The organism is Ruegeria sp. HKCCA5929 (genome assembly GCF_013034525.1).
Lineage (GTDB): Bacteria > Pseudomonadota > Alphaproteobacteria > Rhodobacterales > Rhodobacteraceae > Ruegeria.
Genome location: NZ_WQGE01000006.1, coordinates 230,481 through 255,878, shown reverse-complemented (window position 1 = coordinate 255,878; position 25,398 = coordinate 230,481). Strand labels below are relative to the sequence as shown.

Annotated in this window: 29 protein-coding genes; 14 read left to right on the top strand and 15 right to left on the bottom strand. The window is 58.4% G+C overall.

The window, feature by feature from the left end:
- Positions 1-26: 26 nt before the first annotated feature.
- From GOV90_RS15930 to GOV90_RS15920, 3 genes are all read left to right on the top strand, one after another.
- Complete coding sequence (locus tag GOV90_RS15930; RefSeq protein ID WP_171093832.1) at positions 27-833, top strand: PHB depolymerase family esterase; 807 nt, start codon at positions 27-29, stop codon at positions 831-833.
- A 78-nt stretch (positions 834-911) separates the two neighbouring features.
- Positions 912-3,308 carry a phenylalanine--tRNA ligase subunit beta gene (gene pheT / locus GOV90_RS15925; protein ID WP_171093830.1) on the top strand — a complete coding sequence of 799 codons (2,397 nt, stop codon included), beginning with the start codon at positions 912-914 and terminating at the stop codon, positions 3,306-3,308.
- Between the two features lie 81 nt (positions 3,309-3,389).
- Complete coding sequence (locus GOV90_RS15920) at positions 3,390-3,836, top strand: YtoQ family protein (protein ID WP_171093828.1); 447 nt, start codon at positions 3,390-3,392, stop codon at positions 3,834-3,836.
- A 50-nt stretch (positions 3,837-3,886) separates the two neighbouring features.
- Here GOV90_RS15920 and GOV90_RS15915 read toward each other — a convergent pair whose 3' ends face one another.
- Positions 3,887-4,585 carry a glutathione S-transferase family protein gene (locus GOV90_RS15915; protein ID WP_171093826.1) on the bottom strand — a complete coding sequence of 233 codons (699 nt, stop codon included), beginning with the start codon at positions 4,583-4,585 and terminating at the stop codon, positions 3,887-3,889.
- Between the two features lie 215 nt (positions 4,586-4,800).
- Between GOV90_RS15915 and GOV90_RS15910 the strand changes: the two genes are divergently transcribed.
- A complete protein-coding gene (locus GOV90_RS15910) occupies positions 4,801-5,607 on the top strand; it encodes a mechanosensitive ion channel domain-containing protein (RefSeq protein ID WP_171093824.1) in 807 nt (268 codons plus the stop codon).
- A gap of 114 nt (positions 5,608-5,721) precedes the next feature.
- Here the strand turns inward: GOV90_RS15910 and ald are convergent, their stop codons facing one another.
- Positions 5,722-6,840 carry an alanine dehydrogenase gene (gene ald, locus GOV90_RS15905; protein ID WP_171093821.1) on the bottom strand — a complete coding sequence of 373 codons (1,119 nt, stop codon included), beginning with the start codon at positions 6,838-6,840 and terminating at the stop codon, positions 5,722-5,724.
- Positions 6,841-6,975: 135 nt separating this feature from the next.
- Between ald and GOV90_RS15900 the strand changes: the two genes are divergently transcribed.
- On the top strand, positions 6,976-7,434 hold the full coding sequence (locus GOV90_RS15900; RefSeq protein WP_171093819.1) for an Lrp/AsnC family transcriptional regulator: 459 nt from the start codon (positions 6,976-6,978) through the stop codon (positions 7,432-7,434).
- A gap of 3 nt (positions 7,435-7,437) precedes the next feature.
- Here the strand turns inward: GOV90_RS15900 and GOV90_RS21380 are convergent, their stop codons facing one another.
- Positions 7,438-8,277: a CPBP family intramembrane glutamic endopeptidase gene (locus GOV90_RS21380; RefSeq protein WP_171093816.1), complete on the bottom strand. Its 840-nt coding sequence runs from the start codon at positions 8,275-8,277 to the stop codon at positions 7,438-7,440.
- 287 nt (positions 8,278-8,564) lie between these two features.
- Between GOV90_RS21380 and ppk2 the strand changes: the two genes are divergently transcribed.
- Positions 8,565-9,482: a polyphosphate kinase 2 gene (ppk2, locus tag GOV90_RS15890; RefSeq protein WP_171093814.1), complete on the top strand. Its 918-nt coding sequence runs from the start codon at positions 8,565-8,567 to the stop codon at positions 9,480-9,482.
- A 45-nt stretch (positions 9,483-9,527) separates the two neighbouring features.
- On the opposite strand, the gene GOV90_RS15885 is transcribed toward ppk2, so the two are convergent.
- Both GOV90_RS15885 and rpsU read right to left on the bottom strand, forming a co-directional pair.
- Positions 9,528-10,664 (bottom strand): CAP domain-containing protein, encoded by a 1,137-nt coding sequence (locus tag GOV90_RS15885; protein WP_171105486.1) that lies wholly within the window; start codon positions 10,662-10,664, stop codon positions 9,528-9,530.
- A 295-nt stretch (positions 10,665-10,959) separates the two neighbouring features.
- Positions 10,960-11,166, bottom strand: a complete 207-nt coding sequence (rpsU, locus tag GOV90_RS15880) for a 30S ribosomal protein S21 (RefSeq protein ID WP_005614280.1) — start codon at positions 11,164-11,166, stop codon at positions 10,960-10,962.
- Positions 11,167-11,277: 111 nt separating this feature from the next.
- Between rpsU and GOV90_RS15875 the strand changes: the two genes are divergently transcribed.
- The gene (locus GOV90_RS15875) at positions 11,278-11,970 is read left to right on the top strand and encodes a COQ9 family protein (protein WP_171093810.1); all 693 of its coding nucleotides are present in this window, start codon (positions 11,278-11,280) and stop codon (positions 11,968-11,970) included.
- Positions 11,971-12,031: 61 nt separating this feature from the next.
- Positions 12,032-13,018: an NAD(P)H-quinone oxidoreductase gene (locus GOV90_RS15870; RefSeq protein ID WP_171093809.1), complete on the top strand. Its 987-nt coding sequence runs from the start codon at positions 12,032-12,034 to the stop codon at positions 13,016-13,018.
- Positions 13,019-13,048: 30 nt separating this feature from the next.
- Here GOV90_RS15870 and GOV90_RS15865 read toward each other — a convergent pair whose 3' ends face one another.
- Positions 13,049-13,906: a DUF2189 domain-containing protein gene (locus GOV90_RS15865; RefSeq protein ID WP_171093807.1), complete on the bottom strand. Its 858-nt coding sequence runs from the start codon at positions 13,904-13,906 to the stop codon at positions 13,049-13,051.
- 193 nt (positions 13,907-14,099) lie between these two features.
- On the opposite strand from GOV90_RS15865, the gene GOV90_RS15860 reads away from it, so the two are divergent.
- The gene (locus GOV90_RS15860; protein ID WP_171093805.1) at positions 14,100-15,083 is read left to right on the top strand and encodes a quinone oxidoreductase; all 984 of its coding nucleotides are present in this window, start codon (positions 14,100-14,102) and stop codon (positions 15,081-15,083) included.
- Positions 15,084-15,133: 50 nt separating this feature from the next.
- On the opposite strand, the gene GOV90_RS15855 is transcribed toward GOV90_RS15860, so the two are convergent.
- From GOV90_RS15855 to GOV90_RS15815, 9 genes are all read right to left on the bottom strand, one after another.
- Complete coding sequence (locus GOV90_RS15855) at positions 15,134-15,667, bottom strand: outer membrane protein (RefSeq protein WP_171093803.1); 534 nt, start codon at positions 15,665-15,667, stop codon at positions 15,134-15,136.
- A gap of 260 nt (positions 15,668-15,927) precedes the next feature.
- A complete protein-coding gene (locus tag GOV90_RS15850) occupies positions 15,928-16,404 on the bottom strand; it encodes a YHS domain-containing (seleno)protein (protein WP_171172870.1) in 477 nt (158 codons plus the stop codon).
- A gap of 185 nt (positions 16,405-16,589) precedes the next feature.
- Positions 16,590-16,856, bottom strand: a complete 267-nt coding sequence (locus tag GOV90_RS15845) for a hypothetical protein (protein ID WP_171093800.1) — start codon at positions 16,854-16,856, stop codon at positions 16,590-16,592.
- Complete coding sequence (gene plsY / locus GOV90_RS15840; RefSeq protein ID WP_171093798.1) at positions 16,853-17,458, bottom strand: glycerol-3-phosphate 1-O-acyltransferase PlsY; 606 nt, start codon at positions 17,456-17,458, stop codon at positions 16,853-16,855. The genes GOV90_RS15845 and plsY overlap by 4 nt, the downstream gene beginning before the upstream one ends.
- Positions 17,458-18,738 (bottom strand): dihydroorotase, encoded by a 1,281-nt coding sequence (pyrC, locus tag GOV90_RS15835; RefSeq protein ID WP_171093796.1) that lies wholly within the window; start codon positions 18,736-18,738, stop codon positions 17,458-17,460. Before pyrC ends, plsY begins: the two co-directional genes overlap by 1 nt.
- A complete protein-coding gene (locus GOV90_RS15830; RefSeq protein ID WP_171093794.1) occupies positions 18,735-19,121 on the bottom strand; it encodes a hypothetical protein in 387 nt (128 codons plus the stop codon). Before GOV90_RS15830 ends, pyrC begins: the two co-directional genes overlap by 4 nt.
- The gene (locus GOV90_RS15825; RefSeq protein ID WP_171093792.1) at positions 19,106-19,624 is read right to left on the bottom strand and encodes a hypothetical protein; all 519 of its coding nucleotides are present in this window, start codon (positions 19,622-19,624) and stop codon (positions 19,106-19,108) included. The genes GOV90_RS15830 and GOV90_RS15825 overlap by 16 nt, the downstream gene beginning before the upstream one ends.
- Positions 19,621-20,556: an aspartate carbamoyltransferase catalytic subunit gene (locus tag GOV90_RS15820; RefSeq protein WP_171093790.1), complete on the bottom strand. Its 936-nt coding sequence runs from the start codon at positions 20,554-20,556 to the stop codon at positions 19,621-19,623. Before GOV90_RS15820 ends, GOV90_RS15825 begins: the two co-directional genes overlap by 4 nt.
- A gap of 59 nt (positions 20,557-20,615) precedes the next feature.
- Positions 20,616-21,230 carry a scavenger receptor class F, member 2 gene (locus tag GOV90_RS15815; protein WP_171093788.1) on the bottom strand — a complete coding sequence of 205 codons (615 nt, stop codon included), beginning with the start codon at positions 21,228-21,230 and terminating at the stop codon, positions 20,616-20,618.
- A gap of 83 nt (positions 21,231-21,313) precedes the next feature.
- On the opposite strand from GOV90_RS15815, the gene GOV90_RS15810 reads away from it, so the two are divergent.
- From GOV90_RS15810 to GOV90_RS15790, 5 genes are all read left to right on the top strand, one after another.
- A complete protein-coding gene (locus tag GOV90_RS15810) occupies positions 21,314-22,081 on the top strand; it encodes a uracil-DNA glycosylase family protein (protein WP_171093786.1) in 768 nt (255 codons plus the stop codon).
- The gene (locus GOV90_RS15805; protein ID WP_171093784.1) at positions 22,078-22,677 is read left to right on the top strand and encodes a metallophosphoesterase; all 600 of its coding nucleotides are present in this window, start codon (positions 22,078-22,080) and stop codon (positions 22,675-22,677) included. The genes GOV90_RS15810 and GOV90_RS15805 overlap by 4 nt, the downstream gene beginning before the upstream one ends.
- Positions 22,674-23,294, top strand: coding sequence for a LysE family translocator (locus GOV90_RS15800; protein ID WP_171093782.1), 621 nt, complete (start codon positions 22,674-22,676; stop codon positions 23,292-23,294). Before GOV90_RS15805 ends, GOV90_RS15800 begins: the two co-directional genes overlap by 4 nt.
- A 6-nt stretch (positions 23,295-23,300) precedes the next feature.
- Complete coding sequence (gene moaB / locus GOV90_RS15795) at positions 23,301-23,843, top strand: molybdenum cofactor biosynthesis protein B (protein WP_171093780.1); 543 nt, start codon at positions 23,301-23,303, stop codon at positions 23,841-23,843.
- A 106-nt stretch (positions 23,844-23,949) separates the two neighbouring features.
- A complete protein-coding gene (locus GOV90_RS15790; protein WP_171093779.1) occupies positions 23,950-25,398 on the top strand; it encodes an efflux RND transporter periplasmic adaptor subunit in 1,449 nt (482 codons plus the stop codon).

Here is a 25,398-nt window from a genome sequence, read left to right as displayed (position 1 = left end):
CGCTCTGGCTGGCTAGGGTCAGGCGCATGATCTATCGACTGCTTTGCCTTCTGCTGCTGACCGCCTCCCCCGCCTTCGCCATGGGGCCTTGGAATACCGACTGCCACGGCGACACGGCCTGTGAGGTCGGCGACCGCTCGTACCATGTGCTGGAACCCGAGGGCTGGGATGGCGAAACGCCTTTGCCCGTATTGCTGCATTTCCACGGCTGGGCGCGGCAGGGGACCGTGGTCGTCAACCACGAACGCATCGCCGGGGCGACCAAGCTGCGGGGCGTGTTACTAGTGGCCCCAAACGGGTTGGGCAAAAGCTGGGATTTCTGGACCTCGGACACCGGCGACGTGCCCTTTGCCGACAGGGTGCTGGAGGATGTGGCCAAGCGCTATCCGATTGATCCCGAACGCATCTATGTCTCAGGCTATTCCTTCGGCGGTGCGATGGCGTGGCGTTATGTGTGCCAGTCGGGCAATGACGTTGCCGCCTTACTGGCCGTTGCGGGCAGCATTCGCCAGACCGAAAACTGTCCCGAAGGCCCGGGCGAGGCGCGCCATGTCCACGGCCTCAGCGATACGGTGATGGATTTTCCCTATGGCGCGAATGGCGACACGACCTATCCGGTCTCGCTGTGGCGTGAAAAGTACAATTGCAACGGAGCAACCCCGCGCGGCGATTGGAGCGTGGTGCCGATCCTGACGCTCAGCCGCGTGGAATGGACTGATTGCGCGCAGGGGCAGGTGGTGCTGGACACCCATCCGGGCGGGCATTTCATCCCGCATGGCTGGATCGGGCGGCAATTGGACGAGCTTTTGGGCCGCACCCCCACCTATCCGTGACGCACAGCGCTTGCACCTTGGTCCATTCTTTGCCATTGCCTGTGCCGACTGGATATCTGCCAAAAAAGGCCCCGTGCAATGAAATTCACTCTGTCCTGGCTGAAAGACCACCTCGACACTGACGCTTCGGTTGATGAGATCGCCGAGGCGCTGACCGACCTTGGCCTGGAGGTCGAAGAGATCGTGAACCCGGCGGACCGGTTGGCAGGCTTTACGCTGGGCCATGTCAAACATGCCGAGAAACACCCTGACGCTGACAAGCTACGGGTCTGCACGGTTGCGACGGACGAGGGTGATCTGCAGATCATCTGCGGGGCCCCGAACGCGCGTGAAGGCATCACCGTCGTGGTTTGCAAGCCGGGCATGTACATCCCCGGTCTGGATATCACCATCAGCGTCGGCAAGATCCGGGGCGTCGAAAGCTTTGGCATGATGGCCTCGGAACGCGAGCTGGAGCTGTCGGAGGAGCATGACGGCATTATCGAGCTGCCTTCCGGTGAAGTTGGTGACAAATTTGTCGACTGGCTGGCCGAGAACGATCCGTCGAAGGTCGATCCGATGATCGAGATTGCGATCACGCCGAACCGGCCCGATGCGCTGGGCGTTGAGGGGATCGCGCGTGATCTGGCCGCGCGTGGTATCGGCACGTTGAAACAGCGTGACTATGCGCCGGTTCCCGGGGATTTCGAGTGCCCGATCAAGGTCAGCATTGACGAAGACACTTTGGACGGCGCGCCGCATTTCACTGGGCGCCTGATCCGCGGCGTCAAGAACGGCCCCAGCCCACAGTGGCTGCAGGATCAGCTGAAGGCTATTGGCCTGCGTCCGATCTCGGCCTTGGTGGACATCACCAACTATATGACCTTCGACCACAACCGCCCGCTGCACGTGTTTGATGCGGATAAAGTGCAAGGCAACCTGCGGGTGCATCGCGCCAAAGGTGGCGAGACACTGGTGGCGCTGGATGAGAAAGAATACATCCTACAGCCAGGCATGATGGTGATTTCGGACGACAACGGCCCGGAATCGATTGCCGGGATCATGGGCGGTGAGGAAACCGGCTGCGCCGAAGAGACGGTTAATGTCTTCCTCGAAAGCGCGTTTTGGGATCATGTGCAGATCGCGCTGACCGGTCGTGCGCTCAAAATCAATTCGGACGCGCGGTACCGGTTCGAGCGCGGTGTTGATCCAGATTACACCCGCGAAGGGTTGGAACACGCAACTCAGATGATCCTGGATATCTGTGGCGGCGAAGCGTCCAACGTGGTCGAAGCGGGCAAGGCCCCGAACCACGGGCGGGCTTACAAGCTGGACGCGGCACGTGTGCAGTCACTGGTCGGTATGGATATTCCCGAAAGCGAACAGCGTCAGACCCTGACCCGCCTGGGTTTCCGCCTTGAAGGTGAGATGGCTCATGTGCCCAGCTGGCGTCCCGATATCATGGGTGAGGCCGATCTGGTGGAAGAGGTCGCGCGGATTGCGTCGCTGACCAAGTTGCAGGGCAAGCCGCTGCTGCGCGTGACCGATGGTATCCCCAAGGCGGTGATGACACCGACGCAGCGCCGTCAGTCCATGGCGCGTCGCACCTGCGCTGCGCTGGGCTATAATGAATGTGTGTCCTACACCTTTATTGATCAGGCGTCTGCGGCGTTGTTCGGCGGAGGTGATGAGGCGACCCAACTGGAAAACCCGATCTCGTCCGAGATGAGCCACATGCGACCCGACTTGCTGCCCGGCCTGTTACAAGCGGCGGCGCGTAATCAGGCGCGAGGCTTTGCGGACGTCGCTTTGTTCGAGGTTGGCCCGGTGTTCCATGACGGAGAGCCCGGCGATCAGAAAACCCAGATCACCGGCTTGCTGGTCGGTCGTGACGGACCGAAAGATGTACACGGGGCCGCGCGAGCGGTGGATGTGTTTGACGCCAAAGCAGATGCTGAAGCTGTACTGGCTGCCATTGGTGCACCGGCGAAGGTGCAGATTCTTCGTGACGGGGACGCCTGGTGGCATCCGGGACGTCATGGCAAGATTTGCCTGGGTCCGAAAAAGGTACTGGGCGTGTTCGGCGAACTACATCCGCGTGTCTTGCAGGCGATGGACATCAAGGGTCCGGCGATGGCGTTTACGATCTGGCCGGACGAGGTGCCTCTGCCCCGCAAATCCGGTGCGACCCGCGCCGCGTTGGAGCTGCGTGACCTTCAGGCGGTCGAACGTGACTTTGCCTTTGTCGTCGATGAAGGCGTCGAGGCGCTGACGCTGGTGAATGCTGCAGCGGGTGCTGACAAGGCGCTGATCGAGGATGTACGCGTCTTTGACGAATTCATCGGCGGAAGCCTGGGTGAAGGTAAGAAATCTCTGGCCATCACCGTGCGCCTGCAGCCGACGGACACGACGCTGAAGGAAAAAGACATCGAAGCGGTGGCCGACAAGATCATCTCGAAAGTTACCAAGGCGACCGGCGGCGTCCTGCGCGGGTAACTCAGGATCGCCTTCGGCGAGAGTATTTTTGAAAAGATGAAGGGGCGGTGGCGCCCTTTCTGTATTTGCGGAGGACTGAATATGCTGAACGTTTACCTCTCGGGCGAAATTCACACCGACTGGCGGGAACAGATAATTGAGGGTGCGCAAGGTTTGGATGTGACATTCAACAGCCCTGTGACCGATCATGCTGCCAGCGATGATTGCGGTGTCGCCATTCTAGGGGCCGAGCCGAACAAATATTGGCACGACCATAAGGGCGCGATGGTCAACGCGATCCGCACGCGCAAGGGGATTGCGGATGCGGACGTCGTGGTTGTTCGGTTTGGAGACAAGTACAAACAGTGGAACGCAGCCTTTGACGCGGGTTATGCTGCGGCACTTGGCAAGTCGATCATTGTTCTGCACGGCCCGGATCATCAGCATGCGTTGAAAGAAGTCGACGCGGCCGCGCTTGCCGTGGCTGAAGAGCCTGCTCAGGTGGTGGAAATTCTGCGCTATGTGCTGACAGGCGCGCTGCACGGCTGAGACATGCAAAAAGGGTGCCGCGACAGGCACCCTTCCAAAAATTTGATCGTTTAGCCGCGCGCAGGTATGACCTTGCCGCGCTGAACCGCCGGACGTTGCATGAAACGGTCGACATAGGCGACGGCATTGGCGTAGTCGTCCCAGCCGACAACGTCTTTCGTGCCGTAGAAATCCAACGCATTCAGCCATGGCGCAAGGGCAATGTCAGCGATTGAATAGTCGCCTGCGATCCAATCTTGCCCTTCGAGCTGGGTGTTGACCACGTTCAACAGGCGTTTCGCCTCGTTGATATAGCGTTCGCGCGGGCGGGGGTCTTCGATCTCGCTGCCCGCAAATTTGTGGAAAAAGCCCAGCTGGCCGAACATCGGACCGACCCCGCCCATCTGAAACATCAGCCACTGGGTGATGCGGTGTTTGTCGGCAGCGCTTTCACCCAATAACTTGCCCGACTTCTCTGCAAGGTACAGTAGGATGGCGCCGCTTTCGAACAGGGCAAGCGGTTCACCATCAGGCCCGTTGGGATCGATGATAGCAGGGATTTTGTTGTTCGGGTTCAGCGATAGAAACTCGGGGCTTTTGACATCCGCATCCGCGAGCGTCACCAGATGAGCCTCGTAAGGCAGGCCGGTTTCCTCAAGCATGATCGACGCTTTGACGCCGTTTGGGGTTGGATAGGAGTACAGTTGGATCTTGTCCGGGGATTGGGCAGGCCAGCGGGCCATGATCGGATGAGGTTTGTTGTCCAGCATTGGGGGCTCCTGATTGGATATCTCGTCAAAGCTAGGGATCAAACTGCGATCATGTAAGCCCTTTGCCCTGTGCATTTCCGGTCAGGCCGTGTTTTTTGACGAACAACGGGGAAATCCGGCGAAAGTCGCACCTAGACCGAAACGCAATCTTAGCTCACAATCCGGTGACCCCCGCGAAAACCTCGCGGGTTTCTTGCTGTTGAAAGGAGATGCGCGTGGATGAGGTCGTAACACAGGTGGGCGCATACGCCCCGCTGATCATGAATGCAGTCAAGGCGCTTGTCGTTCTGATCCTGGGCTGGATTGTAGCCGGCGCAATCGGTGGCATGGTGCGCCGCCGGATCAATTCGACGCCACATATCGATCCCACACTCGGGAACTTTATGGCGAGCCTTGTCAAATGGGCCATACTGGCCATGGTTCTGGTTGCCGTTCTTGGCATCTTTGGGATCGAAGCCACAAGCATCGTTGCCATACTGGGTGCCGCTTCGCTGGCCATCGGTCTGGCGCTGCAAGGCACGCTCAGCGATTTGGCTGCCGGTGTCATGCTGGTCGTCTTCCGACCCTACAAACTGGGTCAGTATGTGGATATTGGCGGCACAGCAGGAACCGTGAAGGATTTGAACCTGTTCACCACCGAACTGGTAACCCCTGACAACGTTCAGATCATTGTCCCGAACGGTCAGTCCTGGGGATCGATCATCACCAACTTTTCGGCACATGACACGCGTCGCGTCGATCTGGTGTTTGGTATTGATTATGGTGACAGTGCGGACAAGGCGATGCAGATCATCTTGGACGTGGCGAAAGCGGACGACCGCATTCACAGCGATCCCGAGCCCTGGGTCAAGGTCACCAATCTTGGGGACAGTTCAGTGGACCTGACAGCGCGGCTCTGGTGTGATGCTGAGGATTATTGGGATGCCAAATTCGAACTGACCAAGGCTGTGAAAGAAGCCTTTGACGACAAGGGTATCTCGATCCCTTACCCACACGCAGTGGAAATTCAGAAACAGGGGTGACGGCTCCTGCCTGTCAACCGGGCATAAAATTTGCCCTTATCCTGTTGGGCTGGGCACCGCGCGAAAGCGCGGTGCTTTTTTGGTTTGTAAACTGTGGTTCAGAACCATCTTTGCTTATGACTTGACCACCACGTTGGGCGAAACCACGTCAATACCCAGGGCTTTGCCGACGGCATAGTAAGTCAGCTGCCCTGCATGAACGTTCAGACCTTCCAGAAGGTGCGGATCGTCCTGACATGCCTGTTTCCAGCCCTTATCAGCCAGAGACAGCATGAAGGGCATCGTGGCGTTGCCCAATGCGATGGTCGAAGTACGCGCCACAGCACCGGGCATGTTTGCCACGCAGTAATGCATGATGCCATCGACGTCGTAGATTGGGTCGGCATGGGTGGTGGCTTTCGAGGTCTCGAAGCACCCGCCCTGATCGATGGCGACATCAACCAGAACTGCGCCCGGCTTCATCGTCGACAATTGAGCGCGCGATACAAGTTTAGGAGCCGCAGCGCCAGGGATCAGAACGGCACCGATGACCATATCGGCATCCCGGATCAGCTCGGCCGTGGCGCCCGCGGTTGAATATTGGTTCTTGAATGTCCCACCAAAGACGTCATCCAAATAACGCAGGCGTGGCAAAGAGCGATCCAGAACGGTGACGTCTGCGCCCATGCCAGCGGCGATCTTTGCTGCGTGCGTACCCACGACGCCGCCACCAATCACGACGACTTTGGCCGGGCCCACGCCGGGAACGCCGCCCATCAGAACACCGCGTCCACCATTTGCCTTTTGCAGGGTCCACGAGCCGACCTGAGGCGCCAGACGACCCGCGACTTCGGACATCGGCGCCAGCAGAGGAAGACCGCCATTGGCATCGGTTACGGTTTCATAGGCGATCGCTGTACAGCCTGATTCCAGCAGGTCATGGGTTTGCTCTGGGTCGGGTGCCAGATGCAGGTATGTGAACAGCAGCTGACCTTCACGCAGCATCTTGCGTTCGACAGCTTGCGGTTCCTTGACCTTAACGATCATGTCAGCGGTGGCGAACACTTCTTCTGCGGTGTCGATGATGCGTGCGCCTGCTGCAACGTACGCGTCATTGTCAAAACCAGCGCCGATGCCTGCACCGGTTTCGATCAGCACTTCGTGACCGCGGGCAACCGCTTCCTGAGCGGCGTTGGGCGTCATGCCGACGCGGAATTCCTGAGGTTTGATTTCCTTGGGGCAACCGATTTTCATGGTGGTCTCCGTTCATAAACTGCTTAAATTATGTGCATTCTGGTGCGCAATTTCTGTGAAAGAAAACGTGCCGTGGGAATTTTCTTTGGAAGAATCTCCTGTATAAGGTGTAAATCCCGCAAAGGAATTGCACGAATGGCCTTAGATACGACTGATAGAAAGATTCTGGCCGCCCTCCAGAAAAACGGCCGGATGTCGAATTCGGAACTGTCTGAGCAGGTCAACCTGTCGCCGTCTGCCTGCCATCGGCGTGTTCAGCGTCTCGAGGTTGAGGGGTTCATCCGCAACTATGTGGCGTTGCTGGATGCGCGCAAGATGAACGTGCCTACAACCGTCTTTGTCGAGATTACCTTGCAAGGACAGGCCGAAGAGGTTTTGGATTCTTTTGAAAAGGCAGTGGCGCGTATTCCCGACGTATTGGAGTGCCACCTGATGGCGGGAACGGCGGACTATATCCTGAAAGTGGTGGCCGAAAACACCGAGGATTTTGCGCGCATTCACCGGCAATATCTGTCGCGATTGCCCGGGGTGGCGCAGATGCAAAGCTCGTTTGCTTTGCGCACAGTGTTCAAGACCACCGCTCTGCCAGTCTGAATTTCAGGCGGGGCCGGGATAGGTGAACAGCAGCAGGTGCACCAGATTGAACCCGAAATGCATCGCAACGGGCACCCAAAGACGCTGTGTTGCATAATACCCCAAACCACAGGCCAACCCGAGAATTGAGGCAAAGACCACCAGGGCCGGTCCGCCGCCAAAGTGAACCAACCCGAACAGCAGGCTAGCCGCAATAACTCCTCCGACGGCGCCAAGACGTGAGATGATGGCGGATTGCAGGTAGCCACGAAAGAAGGCTTCTTCCGTCAGGCAGGTCAAAAACAAGTTGGACAGGACAAAGACCAGCCACCACCGTGGGACCGAAAATTCTGGCTGTATCGCGCCGACGGCAAGACCCAATAGAAACAGCCCCGGCAACAGCAGGAGCCCTGCCACCAGCGGGCCGAATTTGGTCTGAATGGTGCTTTGAAGCATGCCGGGCCAGGCTAGAAGAACGGCGAAGAAGACCATCGGTTTGTCCAGATTCAGGTGCATTGTGAACCCTGTACTGGCGGCCCCGGTCTGCACCTGATCCAACACTTTCAGGTTCTGAAATCCGGGCAGAAGATGCGCACCCATGGCCAGACACCACAGGATCAAAAGCGCGTGTCCTGCGACCGCAAGCCGCCCTTGGAGGTGCGGCAGCAAGGCGGCTCCGGCCAGCCCACCGACCACAGCCGCAATAGCCAGAAGTGACATCAGCCCCGTTGCTGAGGCGATGCTTGCAAACAGAACCAGCAGTGACAGCGCGACCGCCCAGTGCCCCACAAGCGCAGTTACCTGCGCGGCGATCAGAATCAACCAAGGCCAAATCGCCGGTAATAGAGAAAGAAAGAACGTCACGCGCTTTGCATCCTGTAAGTCCAGACAGTCTTGCCGCACAAAATCGAGGCAATGCAAGCATTCAGCACGCTGCGCGTTCCTGTGTTCTGCCTTGCGTCAATTCTGACGCTTGTAACCTCTGGTTTGGGCCTTCACATTTGGGGAAAGACCATATGCCCGCGCCGACTGGATTTTCGGAGATTTCGGCAGCATTGGGCGTCATCGTCTTGCATCAATTTATCTGATGACATCAGGCGGTTACACGGGCCCGATATGGTTCGAACCCGATAACAAAAAAGGAGCTGACCTTGGCTTACGAAAACGACGGTGGACCCAAAGATTGGCTTGAGGCCGAATTGGAAGACACGTTGGACGAAGATTTTGAGATCGAGTTCAGCGAACCGATGCTATCGATGGAAGTGCGGAAGATCTATCGGGAACAACATCCGGATATGCTGGATCGCAAGGTCTATTTCCGCAACCTGCTGCGCCTGCAAGCTGAGCTGATCAAAGTGCAGGATTGGGTTCAGCACACCGGCGCCAAGGTCTGTATTCTGTTCGAAGGTCGTGACAGCGCGGGCAAGGGGGGCGTGATCAAACGGATCACCCAGCGCTTGAACCCACGTGTTGCGCGTGTGGTCGCCCTGCCCGCGCCCAGCCGTCGCGAGCAGAGCCAGTGGTATTTTCAGCGTTATGTGCCGCATCTGCCTGCGGCAGGTGAGATCGTGTTGTTCGACCGGTCATGGTATAACCGTGCAGGCGTCGAACGGGTGATGGGTTTTGCGTCCGAAGATCAGGTTGAACAGTTTTTTCAGGACGTTCCCGAATTCGAACGGATGTTGGTGCGATCAGGGATTATTCTGCTGAAATACTGGTTCTCGATCACGGATGAAGAACAGCAGTTGCGATTCCTCATGCGGATTCACGACCCGATGAAACAGTGGAAGCTGTCACCGATGGATCTGGAATCCCGCATCCGTTGGGAATCTTATACCAAGGCGAAAGAGGATATGCTCTTCCGGACCAACATTCCCGAAGCCCCTTGGTACATTGTCGAAGGCAATGACAAAAAACGCGAGCGGTTGAACTGTATCGAGCATCTTTTGACCAAAGTTCCATACACGGATGTGCCACAGGAAAAAGTCAATCTGCCTGACCGCCGATATAACCCGGAATATGAGCGTCGCGTTTTGCCGGATGAATTGTACGTGCCTAAGATTTACTGATGGCGCCATGCGGGGCGAGCCAGCCGCCCCGCACCTCAGCTGCTATCAGGCTGCTTCGATCATGCAGCCCGTGCCCCAGAAATTGAATACATAGATGTCTGCGTCATCTGTTCCGTCCGAGCCGGCATAGTCGTCAACGGGGGCTTCGACCGGGTCCATGTCATCGACCTCAACAATGTCCATGTCGTCGGTGTCTGTATCCTGCATGTCATCCTCGGCCATATCCGACGGCGTCATGTCGTCTGTCTCCCAGTGGAACTGATCAATCTGCGCCAGAACGTTATCCAGGAAAGCTTCCAGTTCGGCCAGGAAGGCTGCCACGTCGAAACATCCGTCAGGTTCTTCACCGACCGGTGTCTCGGGGGTTGGCTCGGCCACGTCGGTGTCAGGCGTTTCGGCATCCGGGTCCTCGGGCTCGGCCATGTCGGTGTCAGGCGTTTCGGCATCCGGGTCCTCAGGCTCGGCCACGTCGGTGTCAGGCGTTTCAGCATCAGGCTCCTCAGGCTCGGCCACGTCGGTGTCAGGCGTTTCAGCATCAGGCTCCTCAGGCTCAACCACATCCGTGTCGGGCGTTTCAGCATCCGGGTCCTCAGGCTCGGCCACATCGGTGTCGGGCGTCTCGGTATCCGGATCCTCGGGTTCGGCCACATCGGTGTCGGGCGTCTCGGCGTCCGGGTCTTGGGGGTCCGCCACATCGTCCACAGGTGGAACCGGAGCGTTCCCGTTGTCCAGCATCACAGCGCTGTCAGTGGCCGCGAAATTCTGAGTGACCATCACCGCGTCGAATCCTTGCATGTCACCGGTTTCAATGCCGATGCCAATATATTCGAAATCAGGGTTCAGAATGTTTGCTCGGTGTCCCGGGCTGTTCATCAGGTTTTCGTGCAACTGCGCGACGTCATCGCTGATGCCGGGCTCGCCGCGTTCTGATTGCCAGGCGATATTCTCGCCAGTGCGCCAGCTGCCGGACAGATCAAAACCTGCATCCTGCATACGCTGTGTCGCACTAGAACCGCCTTGGCCTGTATGGCTGAACGTGTCGGTGTCCAGCATCCAGCTGCTGTGATCTTCGGATGAGTCGTTCAGCTGTGTTTCCAGTTGCAGTGGGGTAAGCCCGCGTGATGTGCGCTCGGCGTTGATCAGCGCCAGCATTTCTTGCTCGATTTGACTTGCAGTCGACATGGTAGCCTCCGTTTGTAAGTGTCGTCCGGTTGGACGTCGCCAGTTACATGCGGCTTGCTGAGGTCAGATAGGGGCGCAGAAATATTAGGCGAATTCTGGCGGGGCAATGCTACCAGAGCGGGATTCGCTGCGCTGCAAAATGCCGGGCAAAATGTTGCTGGTGGGGAAATGGCGGCTTGTCGCACACCCTGAAGCACGAGTCGGCGGAATAAAACCCACCCCTGAAACGACAAACCCCCGGGCGGGGCCTCGGGGGTCGTCAAATAGTGTCATCCAAAGCTGGATGAGGAAAGTCTTAGAGCAGACCTTCGCGCTGGGCTTTCTTGCGTGCCAGTTTACGGGCACGACGAATCGCTTCAGCTTTCTCACGCGCTTTTTTCTCGGACGGTTTCTCGAAATGTTGCTTCAGCTTCATTTCACGGAACACGCCTTCGCGCTGCAGCTTTTTCTTCAGGGCACGAAGCGCCTGATCGACGTTATTGTCGCGAACACTAACCTGCATGTGGTTGTCACCACCTTTCTAGATAGAGTTGCAAGGAAATTGCAGGAGTTGGCCGTATAGCAAAGCCGCCCTAACTTGTCTAGTACTGGGCCCGACAACCGGAGAACCGCTATGACGACCACATATGAAGATGCAAAACAGCAGCTTTTGGATGCGATGCTGATCCATGTTCCCTTCGACGGCTGGTCGGAAACCAGTTTTCGCGCCTCTATTTCCGATTGTGATCTGGATGATGGTCTGGCCCGTGCGATCTGTCCGCGCGGGGCGGTTGATCTTGCGCTGGCCTATCACGCGCGCGGGGATCAGGCGATGCTGGATCGCATCAAATCCGAAGATCTGAGCGAGTTGAAATTCCGCGACAAGATTGCAGCTGCGGTTCGGTTCCGGTTGCAGGCGGTCGATGACAAAGAGTTGGTGCGCCGTGGCATGACCCTGTTTTCCCTGCCGACCCATGCGGCGGATGGGGCCAAGGCGGTTTGGCAAACCTGCGATCTAATCTGGGATGCGCTGGGCGACACATCGGACGATGTGAATTGGTACACCAAACGTGCCACTCTGTCGGGGGTTTACTCGTCGACGTTGCTGTTTTGGCTGGGCGATGACAGCCCCGACCATCAGCGCTCGTGGGAATTCCTGGACCGCCGGATCGCAAATGTCATGGAGTTTGAAAAGCTCAAGGCGCAGGTACGCGACAATCCGGTGCTGAAGCCGTTTCTGGCGGTTCCGAACTGGCTGGCCGGGCAGGTGAAAGCGCCCATGAGAATGCGGGCCGATCTTCCGGGCATGTTGAACCCCCGAAAGTAGGGCATCTTGGCGCTAGGCCCCAGCCCGTATGCCTGCTAGGCATTGCGCAAAGGAGGTGCCTATGACCCAGATGATGCGCGCTGTTGAGATCACCAAACCGGGTGGTCCTGATGTTTTGCAACTGACCGAACGACCGATCCCAGAACCGGGTGACGGACAGGTTGTACTGAAAGTCGCCTTTGCCGGTGTGAACCGTCCTGATGCGTTGCAGCGGGCAGGGGCCTATGATCCGCCGCCGGGGGCCAGCGACCTGCCAGGGCTTGAGGCGTCGGGCGAAGTGGTCTCGGTCGGTGCAGGGGTCGAGGGGTTGTCAGTCGGCGACAAGGTTTGTGCGTTGTTGCCGGGTGGGGGCTATGCCGAATACGTCGCCACGGCTGCTGCGCATTGCCTTCCGGTCCCTGCGGGGATGGGAATGAAAGAAGCCGCTTGCCTGCCGGAAACCTTTTTCACCGTCTGGTCCAACGTGTTCACACGTGGCGATCTGAAAGCGGGTGAGCGGTTTCTGGTCCATGGCGGCTCCAGCGGGATCGGAACAACCGCAATCCAACTGGCCAATGCTTTTGGTGCACGTGTCTTTGCGACCGCTGGGTCCGATGAGAAATGTGAGGCTTGCGTCAAGCTAGGTGCGGAAAAGGCAATCAACTATCGCGATGAAGATTTTGTGGCCACCATGCGGGCCGAGGGCGGGGCGAACCTGATCCTTGATATGGTGGGTGGGGATTACATCCCACGCAACGTCAAAGCATTGGCCGAGGATGGACGTCTGGTACAGATCGCTTTCCTGCAAGGTCCGAAGGTCGAGCTGAACTTTGCGATGATGATGGTCAAACGTCTGACTCTGACAGGCAGTACCCTGCGCCCGCAGAGCGATTTGGCCAAGGCACAAATTGCGCAGGACCTGCGCGAAGCTGTTTGGCCTCTGCTCGACGCTGGCAAAGTTGCCCCCGTTATGGACAGTGAATTTGAACTGGCCGACGCGGCAGCGGCCCATGCGCGCATGGAAAGCTCTGGCCATATCGGCAAGATCGTCCTCAAGGTTGCGGACTAAGTGTCAAATGCGCGGGCTTGTCCCGCGCCTTCACGCCACCGCGCGGCGGTATAGATGCCATGTGGCGTGGCCCAGAACGGGTACTACCACGATCAGACCCAATAGCATCGGCAAGGCGCCCAGAAAAAGCAGCGCCGCCACGATGAAGCCCCATGTCAGGATGACGCCGGGGTTCTCACGCAAGACACGAAACGATGTCACAACCGCCACCGGCAGTCCCACCTTGCGGTCCAGCAGCAATGGAAAGCTGACAACGCTGACCGCCAATGCGCACAGGGCAAACACAAAACCAACAGCGGTTCCGGCGACAATCATCGTCCATCCCGCAGAAGTGGTGAGAACCTGTGTGGCAAATGCACCAAGGGATGCGGGTACTTCAGGGCCCATTGTATAAGTATGAATGGCTTGTGCGACCATCAGCCAGACCAAAAGCAGCATGACGAGGTAGAAGCCAAGTACCAGAATTGCACCGAAGGACGGTGATCTGAAGACACCGAACGCATCCAACCAATGCACTGCGCTGCCCTGTTCACGCTTGCGGCTAATCTCATAAAGCCCCACGGCGGCGACTGGCCCGATCAAGGCAAAGCCGGCGACAAGTGGAGCCAGAAGCGGCACCAGATTCATGTTCAAAGTAAAGCCGAACATCAAGAGCCCTGCGATCGGGTAGATCAACACGATGAACACGGCATCCGCCCGTGTTTCGAGAAAGTCGTCATAGCCCGCGCGCAGACAGGCGCGCAGGTCTTGCAGCGTCAAGGTTTGCACCATTGGCAGCTCTTTGGTGTCCGCGCTGCCCAGGCGCGAGACGCTTTCAGTGACATGATCACCTGCCGCCCCGAGATTTCGGGCGGTCCAGCTGATCGGGTTTCCGATTGTTTTGGCCATTTTCCTCCCCTTCCCTGGCGAAAACTGCGCCGCGGGGCGGATCCGGCATCACGTTGCCCGTGGCCGGACCAGCCGGCAACGCCTGATTGCAGTATAGCACAGTTTTGCGAAATCCAGATCAATAGTCTGGCATCGCACGGATTGCCCTGCGTCGAAGTCATGTTAGCTTGAGGGCAGGCAAGAGGAGGTCAGGATGCAGAATACAGCAAAAACAGTTATGATTCATGAGTTTGGCGGCCCCGACGTTCTGCGGATCGAAGACAGACCGCTCGGTGACCCCGGACCGGGGGAAATCCGAATTCGTCACGAAGCCTGTGGTCTAAATTTTATCGATGTATATCAACGGACTGGCTTGTACCCTCTGGATCTTCCGCACGCGCTGGGCATGGAGGCCGCAGGTGTTGTCGAGGCTGTTGGTGAAGGGGTAACGCATCTGGCACCGGGACAGCGGGCTGCATATGCTGCGGCACCGTCGGGGGCCTATTGCGAGGCCCGAGTGATGCCAGCAGCGCAGGTTTGCCCCTTGCCAGATGACATTACATTTCAGACTGCTGCGGCGATGATGCTTAAAGGATTAACGGTGGAATACCTGTTTCATCGAACGACTCCGTTGAAACGCGGCGATACTGTCCTGTTCCATGCCGCCGCCGGTGGTGTTGGACTGATCGCCTGCCAATGGGCAAAATCCGAGGGGATCACATTGATCGGGACGGCTGGAAGTGATGAAAAATGCAGCCTGGCCCGTTTCAACGGGGCTTCGCATTGTATCAACTACCGGACTGAAAATTTCGCCGAGCGCGTGGCCGAGATCACCAAGGGGCAGGGTGTGGATGTGGTGATGGATTCCGTTGGGGCGGACACGTTCGAGGGATCTTTGGATTCCCTCAAGCCGCTGGGCATGATGATTTCTTTCGGAAATGCTTCGGGCCCGGTGCCACCCTTCAATATCGGTGTTCTGGGTCAAAAGGGTTCACTTAAGATCACCCGGCCCACGCTGTTCACGCATATCTCGGATCATGCGGTGTGTCAGGCAATGGCCCGACGACTATTTGGCAAAGTTGAAGGCGGTGAGGTCAAGATCCATGTGGATCAACGCTTTGCGCTTGATCAGGTCGCTGATGCGCATCGCGCGCTTGAGGCGCGGCAAACAACCGGCAGCACAATTTTGGATGTGTGAGACGCGACCCGGCTGAAAAAGCCGGGTCATAAGTTTTCAGCCAACAGTTATCAAAACCGATACGTCGCCCGGATCTGCAATGTGGTTGCGTCGACATCCACACCAGTTGCGTTGAAATTGTCGAATTCGTGGTACAGCAGTTCCCCACCGATGCTCACATTGGGTGCCACGATCTGTTCATAGCCCGCGCCGATGAACCAGCCGTCATCGCTGCCGAGGGTGTCTGTCCCGGCTTCGGCATACCCGACCGTTCCGTATAGAAGACCTTGTGGGTTAACTTTGTACCCTGCGCGCGCTTTCAGGCGCCATACGTCTTCGACGGTAGCGGCTCCGGCCAGATCCACATCGGTCCAGTCGTAATCAAAGCCGCCGCCAACAACCCAGGTTCCCAGATCATAGTCGTAACCCAGTACAATACCACCGATTGCGCCGTCTCCGTCGACGCCAGATACGTTGGTATCCACGTCAATGTAACCCAACTGCAGACCACCGTAGAAACCGGTCCAATTGCCCGAAGATTGCGCCAGCGCTGATCCGGCCGTCAGTGTCGCGGCTGTTGCGATGAGAGCCAATTTCAAAGTCATCTCATTTCCTTTCGTTCGAAACTCTGCACGAGCGAGCCTCTGCTCACCTATGCAAACCGATACGATCCAGCTTGGTTACCGGATCATTGATTTCTACGTATTCCAGCCCGAAATCCGGCGCTTGAAGATACAGGCAAGCGCCTGTGCCCTGTTCAGCCGGGCACTTAGTATACTGAAAAGATAGGAAAGGATCTGAGGTCTTCAAACGACATGCGGCGACGGAACGCTCCGCCGCCGACACGCCTGACATTTTCAGCGGATTATTGCTCTTGCAGCTCCGCAGGGGTCTTGTCAGCGATGGTTTCCCAGTTTGCGCTTGCGCTTTCGATGAAGCCCGGGATGTCGCCTTCCCAACGTTCCTGGATATCTTGCGACAGGTTCAGGTACAGCTTGTTGTCAACGATTTTCCAGTGGTTCGGGTCGCCGTCGAACTTGAAGCCCATGGCCGCGCCAAATGCACAGTAGCCACCGTATGCGGGCAGGTATGCTTCGGGGTTGGCTTCAAAAGCGGCTTTGTTTTCTTCCGACGAGAAACGGTACAGCGCTTCATCATGCAGCGTGGTGATGCGGTAATCACCTTTGGTTGCTTCACCGGCGGTGAAGTAGGCAACCGGGTCATAGCCCTGCATCGCCAAGCCGGTCGAGCTGGCGTTGATTTCCACGCCTGCAGCCAAAGTCGAAGTTGCCAGCGCGACGGACAGAGCGACGCCGCCGATCAGAGATTTAAAAGTGTTCATTGCTTCACCTTTCGTGAAAGGAGCCTTGTCTTGGTGCAAGCGCAGGCCCCGGTTGTTGTCCTGTGCGGCCCGTAATTGACCGTCACGACAGCGATCTGGGAAGCGGGGTGATCACGTTCAAAGCAATGAATTGTGATTGTGCAGCAGCAAAGATGTCGTGTTCAAAAATGCAGAGCTTAGCTGATTTAGTCAGGCACAAGGCCCAGTACGAAAGTGATGACTTTGCTGGCGGGCATTTCACAGGGCCGCAGCAACGCCCCGCTGTCTCGCGTCTGGTACAGGTTCAGGCTGATATAGTCCGCGCCGCCCCGCTCATGGGCGACCAGTTTGTGCGACTTGCCACCAGCCATCCGCTGCCGCACGACAACATAGCTACGCGCACTCGAAGTGCCGGTAAAGCTGCCCTCCGGCAGCGCCAGAAACGCTGACAAGAACGCGTCGGGTACCGTCACGGCTTCCCGATTTTCGGTTCAGTCCCGGCCTTGATCCGCGCCACATTCGAGCCATGACGCCAATAGATCATAAGAGTCAGGATGATCCCCAGAATAAAGGTGGATCCGTTTGTGAGAACCAATACCCAGGTTGTCGACAGTGCCGCCGCAGCCAGTGCGCCGACCGACGAAATCCGCCAGATTGCGGCCGCGACCAGCCAGCTCAGGCAGCAGGCCACACCGACGCGCCAGTCCAGCGCCAGCCACAGCCCCAGAAAGGTTGCCACGCCTTTCCCGCCTTGGAAGCCAAGCCAAATCGGGAAGCAATGGCCCACAAATGCCATAAGCGCTGCGATTTGGGCGGCATCTTCGCCCGCATAAGCGCGCGCAACAAGAACGGCCACAGCCCCTTTGGCGGCGTCAAACAGCAACGTCAGGGCTGCAGCGGCCTTGTTTCCAGTGCGCAGAACGTTTGTGGCCCCGATATTGCCCGACCCTATTTCGCGCAGGTTGCCTAGCCCCATGACCTTGGCCAGGATCAACCCAAAGGGGATGGATCCCAACAGGTATCCAATCAAAGCCCACAAGAACAAATCCTCTGCCGAATTTCCGATAATGGGCATTAAGGTCTCCGGAACACTTCTTGGCCTGCAACATAAGTTGCTAAGACCTTACCTTGCATCCGCTGGCCGTCAAATGGCGTGTTTTGCGATTTGGATTTTAAGGCAAACCGATCAAGCAAAAAGGGCACATCCGGGTCGAAGAGAACCAGATCAGCCGGGGCGTCTTCGGCCAATCGACCGCTCTTCAGTCCCAACCGTTTTGCAGGGTTGAGCGCCATGGCCCTAAAAAGGGTCGGCAGGTCCAGTTGATCTGCGTGATACAGGCGGAGTGCTGCAGGCAGCAGCGTTTCCAAAGCGACCGCACCCGAGGCAGCCTCTTCAAACGGCAGGCGCTTGCTTTCTTCATCTTGCGGTGTGTGCATCGAACTGATGGTGTCGATCAGCCCTGTCCGCACAGCCTCGATCACCGCTTGCCGGTCATCCTCGGACCGCAGCGGCGGTTTGACCTTAAAGAAGGTGCGATAGTCGGCCACGTCCAACTCATTCAGGGTCAGATGGTGGATCGATGTGCCGGCAGTGATGTCCAGCCCATTGCGCTTGGCCCGTTCCAGCGCGGGCAGGGCGCGGGCGGTGGTGATCTGATCGGCGTGGTAGGTCGCTTCGGTCATCTCAAGCAGGGCAATATCACGATCCAGACCCATGCGTTCCGCCATCGGCGATACGGCAGGCAGGCCGCGCAACGCTGCGAACTTGCCGCTGGTCGCCGCCGCCCCGGCGCTGAGACCGGGTTCCTGAGGGTGGGCGATCACCAACGCGTCACAGGATTTTGCGTAGGTCAGCGCGCGGGAAAACACCTTGGTATTGGTGATGACATGATCGCAATCGGTAAAGGCCACAGCGCCTGCGTCCTGCAAAAACCCGATCTCGGTCATCTCACGCCCTTCGCGCCCTTTGGTCAGCGCAGCCATCGGCAGCACGTTGACAGGCGCATCCGCCTGCGCGCGCCGGGTCGCGAATTCCAACGTCTCAGGCGTATCCACTGCTGGCAGCGTATCGGGACGGGTGACGATGGTGGTCACACCACCGGCAGCGGCGGCCAGACCTGCAGACTTGTAGCTTTCCTTGTGCCGCTCGCCCGGTTCACACACTTTGACGCCGATATCGACGATACCGGGGGCAAGGCACTTTCCGTTGCAATCGATGATCTGCCCGTCAGAACCCGGCGCGTTTCCTTCCCCTCGGTCAACGATCCGGTCATCGGCCACCTGTAGCCAGCCGATTGTATCCGTCCCGGCCTCCGGGTCGATCAGGCGGGCGTTGGTGAAGAGAACGGTGCTCATGGCATGGCCCTTTCGATGGCGGCTTTGGTTGCGGCAGGGTCGGCTTGATACTTGATCAGGTGCTTGTCACCACTCTTGGTGACGATCTGAACAAAGCTGCCCATGGTGTTGACCGTTTGGATCTGGCTCAAAGGCACCTTGCGCGGGCCAGGGCCGGTTAGGGTGGTGTCCGACATTTCCCAATTGGCGACCAACTCTTCCGAGGCCAGATACCAGGCGCGGATGCCAATGGCGGCCAGACCTGCGGGAGCTCCGGTCCAGATGTACGGATTTCCAATCAGCCACAGAACGACCATGGCGCCACCCATCGCGACAGCGGCCAACCAGGCGTTGGTGCGGATATAGGCCCCTTTGTCCGGGGCGAAGATCACAGGATCAGCCATATGACGCCTCCGATGACCAAAAGCGCGGCCAGTGCCAGAACAGCTGACCCGACGCGGTGGGGGTGGTTATCCGTTGGAGCGGCTTGCGGTGCCGAAAAAGGCTTGGCGCTTTCGGTTTCAATGACCCCACCGGTCCAGTTTGTGGCCTCTTCCGTGAACAGACCGATCAGGTGCAAGCGCGGATCAGGTTTCAACGTCGCCGGGCGTCCTTGGAACGCAGCGCTGCGCAAGACCATAACCCAGCCGTCTATCGCGGCCAGAGCGTCCTGATCCAACTGATCTGAGGACACGCCGCAACCTTCGGTCAGATAGCCATACAGCCCGAGGTCTTCGAGATCGGACACTGGAAAGATATCGATCTGCTCAGGATCCAACCCGTCCACCCCAAGCACCTGATCGGCAGCACCCGGTTCGCGCAGAAACTTCGCCTCTTCCGGGCGCATGTCCAGCGTGAACAGGCGCAAGACGCCGCGTTCGTGGGGGGCGACGGTCAGATCGCTCATGCGGCCTCGCGCAGGTTGCGGGCCAACAGATCCATCGCGGCCATGCGGACGGCGACGCCCATTTCCACCTGTTCCTGAATGACGGACCGGTTGATGTCATCGGCCAGCGTGCCGTCGATCTCAACCCCGCGGTTCATCGGGCCGGGATGCATGACAATGGCATCAGGCTTGGCTTGCGCCAGCTTTGCGGCATCCAGCCCATAGCGGTGATAGTACTCGCGTTCCGAGGGGATGAACCCACCATCCATCCGCTCTTTCTGAAGGCGCAGCATCATGACGACATCGACGTCCTTCAGACCCTCGTTCATGTCGTCGTAGATCTCGGCCCCGAACTCGGCAAACTGGCTGGGCACCAGTGTCGGCGGGCCGATCAGGCGAATACGGTTTTCCATTTTACCCAGCAGGATCAGGTTTGATCGCGCGACGCGGGAATGGGCCACGTCGCCGCAAATCGCGATGTTCAGCCGGTGCAGGCGGCCCTTGGCGCGTCGGATCGTCAACGCGTCCAACAGGGCCTGCGTAGGGTGTTCGTGTTTGCCGTCGCCCGCGTTCAGAACGGCGCAATTGACCTTTTGCGCCAGCAAGTCGACCGCGCCGGAATGCGGATGCCGGACCACCAGCAGATCCGGGTGCATTGCGTTCAATGTCATCGCCGTATCGATCAGGGTTTCACCTTTTTTGATCGAACTGGCCTGCATTGCCATGTTCATCACATCTGCACCCAGACGCTTGCCCGCCAGTTCGAAACTGGCTTGTGTGCGGGTCGAGTTTTCAAAGAACATATTGATCTGGGTCAGCCCCGACAGAACGTCCGAATGCTTGGTCGACTGGCGGTTCATGTCGACATAGGTCTCGGCCAGATCCAGAATTTCGGTGATATCGGATTGCGACAGATGCTCGATGCCAAGAAGGTGACGATGGGCGAAACGCATGGGCGGGCTCCTGTCTGACAATCGGGCCGCTTATAGAAAGCTGGGCGGCGCAAGGCAACCTAAGGTTCGGTACCCTCTGGCAGTTTTTCGCAGCCGCCCTCGGGCAGGCATTGTTCACCCGGCTTGCACCATTTGCCATAACCGCAGTCGATGGCCTTGATCGGCACGCAGCCCTGATGGGCCGAGCATTTGAAGCCAGGGCGGCATTGCGAACCGGTTTCTTCGCACAAGAACCACCCAGGGCGGGAACAGCCCCCACCGGGCAGGCAGGAGGAGCCACGCGCGCAGGTGCGCCCGTCGTCGCACGTGGTGGGCGGCGTTGTGTCCAGGTCGGGTGTGATCCGTTCGCATTCGCCACGCCCGTTGCAAAAACTGTCTCCCGGGCAATCCAGACGAGATGTGCACTTGTTCAGACCCGCGGGTGCACATCTGGTTCCACCGGCCACGCAACGTTCGAACGGGCCGCAGGTGCGACCGCCACCACAATAGGTGCCGCCCAGCGGAATGCAGTGGCCATCAAAGCTGCATCTTTGCCCGCCCGAACAGCAGGTGCTGCCGCATTTGAACTGACCCGCACGGCACTGCCCATGTGTGTCGTGAAACGTCGCCAAAGCCGGATCACCGGTAAGGGCCAGCACAAGACTAAGCAGGAGGAATCGCAGAATTCTGAGCATCGCGCCTTGATGGTCGGCGCGACAGAGCGACCGATCAAGCCCTATTCGCTTTCCCTCAGCGTTTAGGCAGGTAAATTATCCGTATGGAATCGGGCTTGGACTATTACTCTGCACGGGCGCTGCTGGAATGGCAGATCGAACTGGGCGCGACCGAGGCAATCGGGGATGCGCCGGTTGATCGGTATGCGTTGCCGGATACGTCGCCCAAGCCCAAGAAGGCAGAAGCGGCCTCCGCTCCTCAGACGAAACCTAAACAGGCTGACCCGGTTGCCGTAGCGCAGGCTGCAGCGCAGGGGGCAGGGTCTCTGGACCAATTGCGCGCGGCGATGGAGGCTTTTGATCATTGCGAGCTAAAGCGCGGGGCACGACAGTTGGTTTTTGCCGACGGCACCCCCGGCGCAAAGGTGATGATCATCGGCGAAGCCCCCGGCCGCGATGAAGACCGTGAAGGCAAGCCCTTTGTCGGTCGCGCCGGTCAGTTGCTGGACCGGATGCTGGCGGCAATTGATCTGGATCGCCGCGAAAACGTGTATATCACCAATGTACTACCATGGCGGCCTCCGCAGAACCGCGATCCCAAGCCCGAAGAAATCGGGATGATGAAGCCTTTCCTTGAGCGTCACGTTGCGTTGGCCAAGCCCGAAGTTCTGGTGGTGATGGGCAATATCAGCTGTCAGGCAGTGCTGGGAAAACGGGGTATCACTCGTTTGCGCGGCAATTGGGATCAGGCGATGGATTTGCCGGTGATCCCGATGTTCCACCCGGCCTATCTGTTGCGTCAGCCGCAAATGAAACGGCAGGCTTGGGCTGATCTGCTGGAATTGAAAGCGCGGCTGCGAGGCGCAACATGAAGGTTCTGGCCTTTTCCGATTTGCATATGGCGCGCAATCGCGCCGCGGATCTGGTAGCGGCGAGTGTTGACGCGGATTTGGTCATTGGCGCGGGTGATTATTGCAACATGCGTCAGGGTCTGGATGAGGCGATGCAAATGCTTGCGGGCATTTCTGCCCCGCTGGTTTTGATTCCAGGAAATGCAGAAAGCGCAGAAGAACTGGGCGATGCCGCGCCGGAAGGTGTTCATGTTTTGCACGGGTCCGGTATGACACTCGACGGGCTTCGCCTGTTTGGTCTTGGTTATGGCGTGCCGCCCACGCCGTTTGGCGAGTGGTCCTGCGACCTGACTGAAGGTGCTGCGACCGAGATGCTCGACCGGTGCGATGCGGCTGATGTCCTGATCGTGCATTCTCCGCCCAAAGGCTATGGGGATCAGACGTCGCAAGGTCTGTCGGTTGGGTCAACCGCTGTGCGCGACGCCATAGAGCGGCTTCAGCCGGGTCATGCGGTCTTTGGACATGTACACGAAAGTTGGGGCTATCGCGGAACGCTGGGCCGAACGCAATTGGCCAATCTGGGGCCAAAGCCGAATTGGTTTGAGGTAGAGCCATGATCGACACCATCACTTTTCTGGCTTTCATTCCGGCTGCCTTGGCGCTGAACTTCACACCGGGTGCGGATATGATGTTTTGCTTTGGTCAGGGGTTGCGCTCCGGCCCACGGCCTGCGGTATCGGCCAGTGCCGGTGTGGCGGTCGGGTTGATGATCCATGTTCTGTTGGCCGGTCTGGGCCTGGGGGCCGCAGTCGCGGCGATGCCGTGGCTGTTCGACGTGATCCGCTGGATGGGCGTTACATATCTGCTCTATCTGGCCTGGGGCGCGATCCGTAACGGTGCGATCACCGAAGATACGCCGGTCCGTCCAACGCATCTGGCATTTCGGGATGGGATGCTGGTCAACTTGACCAACCCCAAGGTCATCCTGTTTGTGCTGGCTTTCATCCCGCAGTTTGTGAACCCCGCCACGGGCTCTGTTCTGCTTCAGTTTCTAACCTTTGGTGTGATCATCGCAGTCGGAGCGTTTGTGGTAAACGGGCTGGTGGGCATATTCGCGGGCGGCGCGGGTCGGGTGCTGGTCGGCAACCCGCGCGCCTCTCGTATTATTGGCTGGGTTACAGGCGGTATTTTTGCCGCGCTTGCCATCCGGCTTGCGATTTTGGAAAGGGCCTGACGCAAGATGTCACGCATTGACGAAAACAAAGAGTTCATCCCAGTCAAAATTGCCGTCCTGACCGTGTCGGATACACGGTCGATGGACGAAGATCGCTCGGGTCAGACTCTGGTGGACCGGATCGAAAAAGCGGGCCACGTGGTGGCTGATCGCAAGATTATTAGGGACGAACGTGATCAGATTGCCGATCAGTTGCGCGCCTGGGTGGCGGATGATCAGATTGACGTCGTGATCTCGACCGGAGGCACCGGTTTGACCGGGCGCGACGTGACCGTCGAGGCGCATCGCGACGTCTATGAGAAAGAGATCGACGCGTTCGGCACCGTGTTCACCATTATCTCGATGGAGAAAATCGGCACCTCGGCGGTGCAGTCCCGTGCAACGGGTGGGGTTGCCGGTGGTACGTATCTTTTCGCACTGCCCGGCAGCCCGGGCGCCTGCAAGGATGCGTGGGACGGGATACTCGAAAAACAGTTCGAGTATAGGCATCGCCCCTGCAATTTTGTGGAAATAATGCCCAGATTGGACGAACACCTGCGACGGAAGTAGACTGGTCATACGTTCAATTCCGTGTAACCGCTTTGTGGCTTGGCATAATTCGTGATCCAGCTACATGTTAGGGACGGCAGCGTGGTGCAACCGGGGTAACTGACTGATGCGATTTTTGCGGCAAAGTCTTGTCGGTATTTTTCTGGCGTTTCTGACGCTGGCTTTGCTGTTTGTTGCCGCGCAGATAATTGTAAGCGCGGTGCAAGACGTTTTGACCCGGGAAGATGCTGCACCGCCTTCGCGTGAAAGAGTCTTTGCGGTTGCGGTGCGTCAGGCCGAGGCAGAAACCGTCACCCCCTATCTTGAGGCATTCGGAGAGGTTCAAAGCCGCCGCAGGCTGGAATTGCGTGCGGCGTTGGGCGGGCGCGTGGTTGCGCTGGCTGAAGACTTTGAGGATGGTGGCACAGTCTCGGCGGGCGAGGTGCTGGTTGAACTGGACCCGGCGGATGCGCAATCAGCACTGGATCGGGCCAAATCCGATCTTTTGGATGCTCAGTTTGAAGAACGCGATGCCGAACGCTCGTTGCTACTGGCACAGGACGAGTTGAAGTCAGCCGAGGCGCAGGCGGACCTGCGTGAACGGGCGTTGCAACGTCAGCGTGACTTGCAATCCCGTGGGGTTGGTGCCGCGGCTAGCGTAGAAGAGGCTGAACTGGCTGCAACCTCGGCGCAGCAAGCGGTTCTGGCCCGTCGCATCGCGCTGGCGCAGGCAGAATCCCGTGTTGATCAGGCCATGACTTTGCAGTCCCGTGCGGTGATCGCATTGGAAGCAGCAGAGCGTGACCTAGAAGACATGACGGTGCGGGCTGGGTTTGACGGCACGCTGACCGACGTGACCCTTGTGGAAGGGCGATTGGTGTCGGCCAACGAAAAGCTGGCGGAACTGGTTGATCCCAACGCGCTTGAGGTGGCGTTCCGGGTGTCGACGGCGCAATATGTCCGCTTGTTGGACGAAACCGACCGACTGATAAACGCCCCGGTTACAGTGTCGCTGGAAGTCACCGGCGCTGATCTGACTGCTGCAGGTCAAATCAGTCGCGACAGCGGTTCGGCCGGAGAAGGACAGACCGGGCGGTTGATCTATGCTCGTCTGCAAGAGGCGTCAGGTTTCAAGCCCGGTGATTTTGTGACGGTTTCGGTTCAAGAACAACCAGTCGCAAATGTATACCGATTACCTTCTTCCGTGCTTGATGCGTCGGGTACGGTTCTGGTTCTGGGCGCGGACGACCGCCTGGAAAGTCTTCCGGTGCAGTTGGTTCGCAGGCAAGGGGATGAGGTCCTGTTGCGTGGCGACGGGCTTGAGGGGCGCGAAGTTGTCATCGGACGCACGCCGCTGCTGGGTTCGGGCGTGCGGGTTCGGCCATTACGCGTTGAGGCTGGTGCAGCCCCGGACATGGTTGAGTTAAGTCCCTCGAAACGGGCCGCGCTTGTCGCGCAAGTCGAAGCCAGTGAATCCATGCCGCAAGACGAGAAATCGCAGCTACTTGGCCAATTGCAGGAAGCGCGCGTGCCGGCTGCTCTGATACGTCGTCTTGAAACCAAGGCCGGAGGCTGA